Genomic DNA, 10,005 nt, shown 5'->3' with positions numbered 1-10,005 from the left:
CCTCCCCAACCCTCCCCGATGCTTTGGGGAGGGCCGTCAGGCGGGTGGGGTATCTGTCGCAAACATTTTTTGAATCGGTATGATTTAGGTCGTTGACTGTTCACTGTTGACTGCTGACTGTCAACGGTCAACGGTCAACAGTCTTCTGTGGAATATTTTTTTACTTGGAAGTCCCTAAATAAACAATTTATTCACTTTTCGTTCACATTTATCAGTAATCCTGAAATAGAAGCATAAAAACGAAACTAAACCAACTGAAAGAATACCTAAAATAATACAGTTAATACTTATACTACAAAAATAGAGTTTCCTACTATTTGGAGATTAATAAAGCTTCGTTTTCAACTGAACTTATTTTTATAGGAGACTTTGTTATGAATTTTAGTCCACTGAAAAATGCGATGGGTATCATTTCTAGCCGTAAAGCTGCAACACAGGTGCTTGATGAACTCAGAGCCATTGACTTTCCTATGCAACAAGTTTCTGTGTTTTCTTTAGACACCGAACACAAAAAGTTGTACGAGGATGTTGAAGTGGATAAACATAACATGACTCCAAAGGAAGCTGCTAAAGCAGGTGCCATTAGAGGAGGAACAGCCGGCGGATTGCTAGCACTGATAGCTGGACTTGGCGTGTTAATTATTCCCGGTTTTGGGCCGGTGTTAGCGGTTGAATCTGTGCTGGGTACGTTGCTGGCGAGTGGAGCAAGTGCAGTGTTTGGTGGTGTTTATGGTGCTTTTCAAGGTTGGTTTGCTCCTGAAAAACAAGCTAGATTCCATAAGCCAACTACGCCAGAAAAATTTTTAGTGACGGTGGAGGGAACAACAGATGAAATACATAAAGCAGAATCAATTCTCCGTTACTGGGGTGTGCAAGAGTGGCATGTTTATGAATCTACCAAGAGATTCTCACACTAAAGAAGACACAAACGCCGAAGAAGAGCAAACGTAAAGACCTTTTGATAAAAAAACCAAATCTTTGATTTGGTCAGAGTATTACATAGCAAGGAACAGGCAAAGAAAGTCTCTTGATGTCCTAAGGGACTTCCAAGTAAAAAAATATTCCATAGAAGATTGTTGACTGTTAACTGTGAACAGTCAACGCATTAACTGGAATAATTTATTTTTTGGAGTTCCCTAAATTACGCTTTAACTGCTATGGCTTCCAGGTTCTACACAAGGACACTGGCTCTTTGCTGCGCGTGACGTTTGGTAAGTGGCATCTAAGATTTTTATCTCCTGATAGCATTTCACGAAAAAGTTATATCTCACTTTCTGAATTTGGAATTGGTGTGAGTGCATCTCCTTGTCTGTGTGTCTTCTTCCATAAAGTTTTCAACAAAACAATTCTTTCAATTTGGAGATAGAGATGACAGCAGAGACGATCGCTACAAATACTTTTAGCCAGACAACAGAAGATTTACTCAACTATGAATGGCATACTTTGGCAGAACAACAAGTTGTGCAAACCTTAGCCAGCCATTCGCAAGCAGGCTTGAGTGATGAAGAAGCTACCATTCGGCATCAGCAGATGGGTGCAAATCAACTCAGTAGTAAAGCTGCAAAAAGTCCTTGGCTAAAATTTTTAGAGCAATTTAATCAACCGCTACTATACATATTGCTGACGGCCGGAGTCGTGACGCTACTACTGCAAGATTGGATAGATGCGATAGTAATTTTTGGTGTCACCCTGATTAATGTCACCATTGGCTACATTCAAGAATCGAAAGCCGAAGGTGCGATCGCGGCTTTATCGAAAGCTGTCACCACTGAAGCAACTGTGATTCGCGACGGTCAAAAAACTCGTATGCCTTCCACTGAACTTGTTGTTGGTGATTTGGTAGTGCTAGCTTCTGGGGATAAAGTACCTGCGGATCTGCGGCTGTTAACCGTGCGCGGGTTACAAGTTGACGAGTCTGCTTTAACAGGAGAATCTGTTCCGGTGGAGAAAGCAACTCCGGCGCTGGCTGTGGAAACACCATTAGCCGAACGCAACAATATGGCTTATGCAGGAAGTTTCGTTACCTTTGGACAGGCACAAGGAATTGTGATAGCGATCGCAGATAGCACTGAAACTGGTCGGATTTCGCAGTTAATTGAAAGCAGCACAAATCTGAAAACGCCACTGACGCGAAATATTGACAAGTTTAGCAAAACCCTGTTGTATGTCATCTTGGGTTTAGCTGGTCTGACATTTGCAGTGGGATTAGGACAAGGTGAATCTTGGATTAATGTTTTCAAAGCTGCTGTAGCTCTTATAGTCAGCGCGATTCCGGAAGGATTGCCAGCAATTGTCACTGTCACCTTGGCCATCGGGGTTTCGCGAATGGCACGACGTAACGCCATTATTCGCAAGTTACCTGCTGTGGAAACTTTGGGAAGTACCACGGTTATCTGCTCTGACAAAACTGGCACTTTAACCGAAAATCAGATGACGGTTCAGAAGATTTATGCTGGTGGGCAACACTACACTGTTAGCGGTATTGGTTATGCTCCAGATGGTGAAATTTTGATGAATCAGCAACCCGTTGATTTCAGTGCAAATGAACATATTGCTGTTTGGGAATCTCTAGAAGCAGGATTGCTGTGCAATGATTCTCGCATCGAATGGCGAAATGGACAATGGAAGTTAGTGGGAACTCCAACCGAGGGAGCATTGATTACAGCTGCCAATAAAGCAGGATTGACACAAGAGAATATAGAGCAAGAATTACCCAGAATAGATACCATTCCCTTTGAGTCGGAATTTCAATACATGGCGACTTTGCATGAATTGGATGCAAAGCGAAAACTGAATGTGATTTATCTCAAAGGTTCTGTGGAAGCAATTCTCCAACGATGCGATTATATACTTGACCCCCAAGGACAACAGGCTGCCCTCCATCCCGCCGCAGTGGAACGGGAAGTTGCAGATATGGCAAAGCAAGGTTTACGAGTCCTAGCTTTTGCGAGAAAAGAAGTTGCTGCTAAACAATCCTTGGAGCGTCATGAAATCGATGGTGGATTGGTATTTTTGGGACTTCAAGGCATAATCGATCCGCCCCGTGAAGAAGCGATCGCCGCAGTCAAGGCTTGTCAATCTGCTGGCATTCAAGTCAAGATGATCACTGGGGATCACGCCCTCACAGCAGCAGCCATCGCCCGTGAAATGGGAATTTGCTCCGCTGAAGAACAGGTGTTCACCGGAAAGCAATTAACTCAGATGGATGAAAAAAAATTTGCCCAAGCAGCTGAGCAAGGTATGGTATTTGCGCGAGTTGCTCCAGAACAAAAGTTGCGTTTGGTGAAAGCATTGCAACTCAAAGGCGAAATTGTTGCCATGACTGGAGATGGTGTTAATGATGCTCCGGCTCTCAAGCAGGCAGATATTGGTGTGGCTATGGGCTTAGCCGGGGCAGAAGTGGCCAAGGAATCGGCGGATATGCTTTTAACTGACGATAACTTCGCCTCAATTGAAGCTGCTGTGGAAGAAGGGCGCGGGGTTTATCGGAACTTACGAAAAGCGATCGCCTTTTTGCTGCCAATTAACATTGGAGAATCCATGACGATTTTGATTGCCATTCTCCTGGCAACTGTACTTCCCATCTTACCAATCCAAATTCTCTGGCTAAACATGGTCAGTTCGGTAGGTTTGATTGCTCCCCTGGCCTTTGAGCCAAAATCTCGACGGGTAATGCAACAACCACCGCGCAACCCCAGAGAAAAGCTTTTATCGGGTGGTTTAGTCAAGCGCATCTTAGCAATTTCCCTGTTCAATTGGTTGGTAATTTTTGGGGTGTTTCAATGGATACTTCAAACTACAGGCAATGAAGTCTTGGCTCGGACAATGGCAATTAATAGCTTAGTAGCATCAGAAGTCTTTTACCTGCTAAGCATTAGCCAGTTTTTACCATCTCTAATTGCCAAAATCCAAGGTAAAGGTACATCTGTAGCCTACGCACCCGCCATCGGAATTGTGGCTGTGATGAGTTTACAAGTTCTTTTCAGTCAGTGGAACTTGATGAATCAAGTGTTTAATACTACACCTTTGACATCTATCCAAGCTCTTATTTGTCTGGCTATAGGCTTGCCAATAGTGTTCATAGCTCTCATCTTGCAGCATTTCGATCCCCTCAATTAGGGATATTGTGAAGGTGGTTTTGTATTTAACAGGCGTATGTTTTGGTGTTGACTGTTGATTGTTGACTGTTGACTGGGGACTAGGGACTAGGGACTAGGGACTGGTGAGTTATTATTCTCCCATGCCCCATGCCCCTCTATTGCAAGACTTTCTAAGGCACTTCAATGGGAATCAAAGCATTTTCTGGGAAGTGATGACAAAAACGCCCTTCATCGGCAAGTACTAAAATCAGACGTAAGGGATAATCGGGGGGAACTTGCAAATCTGCCCAGGGTACTGCTAACTCTAAACAAGTATTTAAAGCTGCTTGGGCGCGACTAGCACGGGGATGCCATTGATAATTGTCTCCGGCTTCTCGAAAATAAACTGATTGGGTCAGCAAGTTAATTTCTAGAAGATGGTGGAAAAGATAATTCACTGGGGCTGTGTCTGGGACATCTGCCAAGGGAACTGGGCTGTTAACCATTGTTTTGTCTGGATAGTACCACAGCAAATTTAATTCTGTTGGTAAATTCTGCCCCGGCACAACACCATTTTTAAAATCCACCCGCAAATAGAAATTTAGGTGATCCACTCCATACCAAAGTCGCTGAACAACACTGCTGTTGTGCATTGTTCCCCGCGCCCCACCAATTTCTATGCGTCCAGCTTTGTCCCAATCTTGTTCGTCACCTCTGCCATCAATGATTGGATGAATAAAGCTTTGTGGGCGATGGTCTGCTTGTACTTGGTGAACTTCCACTGGTTGTTTGAGATAAGGTGGTGCAGGTTCATTTAAGGCTTTGTAAATGCCAAACAGATGTTCTCGAAACAACTGGTCAAACACGGCATCTTGATTTGAGGAGTGTCCTGCACCGAACCACCAAAACCAATCGGAACCCTCTGCGGCATACAAGGCTTCCCAAGCTTCTGGGTTATTTTCTTCGGTTGCTTCTGGATGACTGGCTAGTAAATTCCTGGCTTGTGTGAGATAATCCCAAGCACGATTTTTGGCAGGATCGCCGATCCAAGTGGTGAAACTGCCATCGACCCAAGAACCGCTATGTAGCTGTCCTCCGGGGATGGTGGCTGTGGGTGGAAATTGTTCGATAAATTCGGAGACGGTGACGAGTTTCAGGTGGGGTTCGTTGCTTAAGGTTTGATATAAAGCTTCTAGGAAGGGTTTACCGTCTTGGGGATAATATTCCCAGCAATTCTCGCCATCCAAAGCGATGGTCACTAGCCAAGGTTGTTGACTTTGGCTGTCTCTTTGCATTTTGGCGATCGCCTGCAAATGTCCTACCAAATCCGCAGCTGCCTGTTTTGCTGGCATAGCGCCGTAGGTAAAGCCAATCAAATCTGATAATCTATGGTCGCGAAATACAATTGACAAGTCACCTGCTGGAGTTTGCAGGCGATAGGGTTGGTATAGAAGTTCTGGTTGCTGTACATTTCCTGCCCCATCGCGATGGAAAAAGTGTTTTAGCGTCCATCCCAAAACTGCTTCATCTGAGCATATCCACTTAAATCCTTGGTCAATAATGTATGGAAGTATCTCTGGGCTTACTGATTGTTCAGAAGGCCATAAACCACGGGGTATTTGTCCAAAACGGTCTTTATAAAAGTTCCAAGCTTTTTGTAAGTGACGCGGGATATCTTCTGCCCACTTAAAACGCTGTCCGGGTAATGTCATATTTGGCACGGCTACCCGACCAGAATTAGTATCAGCCAGCAAAGGTAAAATCGGGTGGGTGTAGGGCGTGGTGGTAATTTCTAACTGTCCTGCCTCCTGCATTTTCCGATGTTGGGGAACAATACGAGCCAGGATTTCTCGCTGTTTGGAATAAATGCGCTGGCGATCGCTTAATGTAAAATTCCGACCCTGCTTTAACCAAGTGGCAATTTGCGGGTCATCCCAAAACAGTGGATCGATCCAAGCCAGATTGTGCCAAGCTAACAAATCGCTATAATCTGACAGCTGCCAATTTGCCAAACACCAACTTGCGCCTTTTTCTTGCCTTTGGTGATACAATTCACCATACCGCGGATGAGGATCGATTAGGGTGTGGTGATTGGCATCAAAAAAGTGTTGAATAATAAATTCCCGCTGTTGCTGGGTAAGCTGATCCTCTGGTGTCAGGCTAGCGGTGAGGTAAGGGTCAAAGGCAGTACCAGCAATATAATCTTCCAGTTGCAATATCAGTGATGGTACTAAATTTACCGTTTGGTGTAACTTAGGATACCGTTCTAGAATTAATATCAAATCCAAATAATCTTTAGTGCCATGCAAACGTACCCAAGGTAAGCGGTACTGCTGGCTAGGAGATAACGAATTGCCGCTGCCAGGAGATTTGTACAGCGGCTGATGTTGATGCCAGATAAAAGCTACGTACAGGGGATAAGACATAAGGAGTGATTGGGGATTGGGGATTGGGAACTAGTATTAATGTTGAAGAAGAATCATTCGTCAGAATTCAGGAATCAGAACCAATTAGTTCGGAGTACACCCGCCACTAATTGTAGACCGCTAAATTTTCACTTTTAGGGGGTCTTAAACCCACTTATTCAGCGCCAGTCATACAGAATTCAGCATAAATTCTAACTGCTGACTCCTGAATTCTATTTAGATAAATTATGAATGAAAAAATCCATTGTTCTTGATTCAATAGCGATCGCTCATTCTTCCTAGTATCCAATCCCCAGTCCCCAGTCCCTAGATTACTTGTTCAACTTCTTCAATTTCGGGAATCATTTCCCGCAGGCGGCGCTCAATACCCATTCTCAAAGTCATTGTAGAACTTGGGCAAGAACCACAAGCACCTTGCAACCGCAGTTTGACAATGGGGCCATCAAGTTCTACAAGTTCCACATTACCACCATCAGATATCAAATAAGGGCGCATTTCATCTAGGACTGTTTCAACGTTATCAATTGTGAGTTCCATAGTTTTAGACCTACTCAGTTAGGGATGGGCATGGGGCATAAAGCATAGGGCATGGGGTATAGGGCATGGGGCATGGGCTATAGTACCTCTGCCGATTTACTCCTGTGCTTTCCTTTTTCCCAGTTTATGTACCCTATGCATCGTTACTCATTACCCATTATCCAAAATTTTGTTTTCCAGCTTTATTAAATAGATCCTAAATCTAATTCTCACTAGATTGCTAGTTGTCAATTTTTCATGACTGGAGATGGGGCATAGGGCATGGGGCAGAGGGGAAAAGCTCATCTCTCCCTCCCTACCTCCTTATCTCCCACCCTGCTCTTTTGCGCTAGCGTCTCCCAAAGAGAAGCTAAAGCTACATCCCTCCAGTCAACAGTCAACCTTCAACCGTGGCCATTTTTTATTGAACCGCTTTCATTCGATGAAACTATCACTGGTTGTTGATACAGTGGCACGGTGAATGTAACTGTTGAGCCAAGTCCTTCACCAAGACTGTAGAAATGTACTTCACCACCCATTGCTTCTACTAGCTTCTGGGAAATTGCTAGCCCTAAACCTGTGCCACCATATTGGCGAGTACGGGAGCCATCCACTTGAGAGAATAATTGAAATAGTTTATCTTGTTTGTCTAAGGAAACACCAATACCAGTGTCGGCTACCCGCACTCTCACCATTCCTGGAAATTGCTGTCCTTGAAATTGCGGCTTTGCCTTTTTGAGTACTAAATCGGCGCTGACGGTGATACCGCCTTCATGAGTAAATTTAATGGCGTTGTTCACCAAATTCAGCATCACTTGTAACAATCTTTGGTAGTTACTTTGGACAATGATTTCATCGGAGGTAGCTGGCATTTGCATCTGGAAGCTGAGGTTTTTCATCTCTGCTTGAGGACGCATGAAATTTTCTACGTCAGTGAAGAGTTCGCCTAGTTTGACTGGGGCATAGGCTAATTCCATTTTGCCGGCTTCTATTTTGGCAATGTCTAAAATATCGTTGATAATATGCAGTAAATGTATTGATAACTGATGAGCTTCTTCTAAAAACTGATTTCTTTCTTCTGCGTCATCTGTCATGCCTTCTAAAATCAGTTTTAAAAAGCCAATCATTCCATTGAGGGGAGTACGAATTTCGTGGGATACATTGGCGAGAAACTCGCTCTTGAGGCGCGAGGCCTCTTCTGCTTTTTGACGCGCTTCTTCTAATTCTTTATATAAAGTAGCATGAGCGATCGCTGTTCCTAATTGATCTGCTGCTTCTTTTGCTAATTCTAATTCCGAGTCTGTTAACGTGTAGCATTCATCTTGCCAACTTAAAACCACTAATCCATTGGCTTGGTCTTGATAGCAAGTTGCAACTACCAAAGTTTTGTGTTGTCCAGATTCAGTGTATCCAGACCCATCCATGACGATTGGTTCTAAGGTTGTTAATGCCTGAATAAAAGCTGGTTCAGAACCTATATCTATTTCTGAGCCAATCATTGACCTCAGTTCTGGCTGGTGATACTCAGCTTTAACCTCTACTTTTGTATGACAAGGCTGATAAGGACAAATAATGCAGCGTTCTAGCCGCAGTGCTTTTCCTAAACTATCTACTGTTTGCTGCCAAATAATGTCTAAATCCAATGTCCGCCGAATATTTCTCGTAATTCGATTTACCAATTTTTGGTGTTGCTGCGAACGTAAAGCCGCCTCTATTTGTGCAGGCGCTTTTACTCCCACACCCAATTGTTTTTTGTTGAGTGTAGCTTGTAATAACCGTCCCATCACTAAAACTGTAGTGGCAGACGTTCCCAAACTTGGCATAATCGGACTGATTGTTAAGTCCAACTCAAATAATTCCTGATGATGACTAAACCAGCACTGAAACCTTTCTGGCACCAAATTCGTCAAAATTCGGTGTAATCGTTCCAAATAGGCAACCTTATCCACAGGAGCAAAGATTTGAGTCTGGTTGAGTTCATCAACTATTTTTTCGGTCTTTAACCCCAGGAGTTCGCTGTGCTGCCAACAAAAGGTCAGATAGCGCCCTGCCCCATCTTGCGTGTACACCAACTCGGCTCCGAGAGTCGGCAATGAACCATCAGTTTTACTGTTACTGGTAATAGATTCCAGATTTTGAGAAAAAATATTCGGCAATTGGGATTTGGCAGTAATAGTCATTAATTGAGTTGGATAGACAAAGGGTATCCGACCGGGTTTTTACCAAAGCTGTTCAAATTTTGGCATAAATTTTTACAGCTTTTACATTTTTGATTGAGTATTTCTTGGTGTTTTGAAATTTAAGTTGGCAAACTATACTTTTGTTAAGTAAGATTGACAGCTAATGTAATGATGTCAATCGTTCCATTCCCCACGAGGAGGAACGGGAGTACGCACAGGCGTGCGAGTTAGTTCATCATCTCTTAAAATTTCGCCCCGCAACCACTGACGAATTGCCACCTCAATCACTTTGCTGGGATCGTTAGTGAGATGTTGAATTTGCTCTAGTAATTCTGAGTCTAGGCGGACAGCAATTTCTACCTTATCGGCTCGTGTGTTATCCGCGTCGGCACGTTTGTGTTGCATATTCATAGGTTTATATACTCTGAATTGGTTTTGTTTAAAGCTTTGTAAAGTAGTTATATTCATAATTTGGGCCAATTCACTGAAGAATCTTCGAGGGTATAGTTACATAGTTCCCCGAAATAGCACCAAAGTAACAACTTTAAATTTTAGGTCGCATTTTTCATATAACTGACTAGACAAGAGCTTTCTAGAAGTTTTGCCGATGATTCAGTGACTCCGGACAATTACGGGTGGCAATTGTCCACGATCCCTACATGTACTTATTTACATTTATTGTACGCTTCCAGCTGATGAATACTAGCACCGACAAATAGACTTTCATAATATTCTTAAAAGTCCACCTATTTATCTGGAAAGTTAAAGATGGAATGAAGAGGGGCAGGGGGCCTGGGGAGATGG

General features: G+C 43.4%; 6 protein-coding genes. 2 read left to right on the top strand and 4 right to left on the bottom strand.

The window, feature by feature from the left end:
* Positions 1 to 374: 374 nt before the first annotated feature.
* A complete protein-coding gene (locus tag GNE10_RS26300) occupies positions 375 to 917 on the top strand; it encodes a hypothetical protein (protein WP_185568189.1) in 543 nt (180 codons plus the stop codon).
* A 451-nt stretch (positions 918 to 1,368) separates the two neighbouring features.
* Entirely contained in the window at positions 1,369 to 4,119 is a 2,751-nt protein-coding gene (locus tag GNE10_RS26295; protein WP_185568186.1) for an HAD-IC family P-type ATPase, read from the top strand.
* A 151-nt stretch (positions 4,120 to 4,270) separates the two neighbouring features.
* Here GNE10_RS26295 and GNE10_RS26290 read toward each other — a convergent pair whose 3' ends face one another.
* The 4 genes from GNE10_RS26290 to GNE10_RS26275 form a co-directional block, all read right to left on the bottom strand.
* A complete protein-coding gene (locus tag GNE10_RS26290; protein WP_185568183.1) occupies positions 4,271 to 6,505 on the bottom strand; it encodes a glycoside hydrolase in 2,235 nt (744 codons plus the stop codon).
* Positions 6,506 to 6,811: 306 nt separating this feature from the next.
* Positions 6,812 to 7,042, bottom strand: coding sequence for a NifU family protein (locus GNE10_RS26285; protein WP_099069332.1), 231 nt, complete (start codon positions 7,040 to 7,042; stop codon positions 6,812 to 6,814).
* A 383-nt stretch (positions 7,043 to 7,425) separates the two neighbouring features.
* Positions 7,426 to 9,201 (bottom strand): ATP-binding protein, encoded by a 1,776-nt coding sequence (locus GNE10_RS26280; protein WP_185568180.1) that lies wholly within the window; start codon positions 9,199 to 9,201, stop codon positions 7,426 to 7,428.
* Positions 9,202 to 9,375: 174 nt separating this feature from the next.
* Positions 9,376 to 9,612, bottom strand: a complete 237-nt coding sequence (locus tag GNE10_RS26275; protein ID WP_099069361.1) for a hypothetical protein — start codon at positions 9,610 to 9,612, stop codon at positions 9,376 to 9,378.
* Positions 9,613 to 10,005: the final 393 nt, after the last annotated feature.

This window comes from Nostoc sp. 2RC (assembly GCF_014222165.1).
GTDB lineage: Bacteria > Cyanobacteriota > Cyanobacteriia > Cyanobacteriales > Nostocaceae > Nostoc > Nostoc linckia.
This window is presented reverse-complemented; position numbering and strand designations above follow the sequence as displayed.

Coding starts and splice junctions, on each gene's coding strand:
- GNE10_RS26285 (WP_099069332.1), bottom strand. CDS start 7,042: ATGGAACTCACAATTGATAACGTTGAAACAGTCCTAGATGAAATGCGC.
- GNE10_RS26280 (WP_185568180.1), bottom strand. CDS start 9,201: ATGACTATTACTGCCAAATCCCAATTGCCGAATATTTTTTCTCAAAAT.
- GNE10_RS26295 (WP_185568186.1), top strand. CDS start 1,369: ATGACAGCAGAGACGATCGCTACAAATACTTTTAGCCAGACAACAGAA.
- GNE10_RS26300 (WP_185568189.1), top strand. CDS start 375: ATGAATTTTAGTCCACTGAAAAATGCGATGGGTATCATTTCTAGCCGT.
- GNE10_RS26290 (WP_185568183.1), bottom strand. CDS start 6,505: ATGTCTTATCCCCTGTACGTAGCTTTTATCTGGCATCAACATCAGCCG.
- GNE10_RS26275 (WP_099069361.1), bottom strand. CDS start 9,612: ATGAATATGCAACACAAACGTGCCGACGCGGATAACACACGAGCCGAT.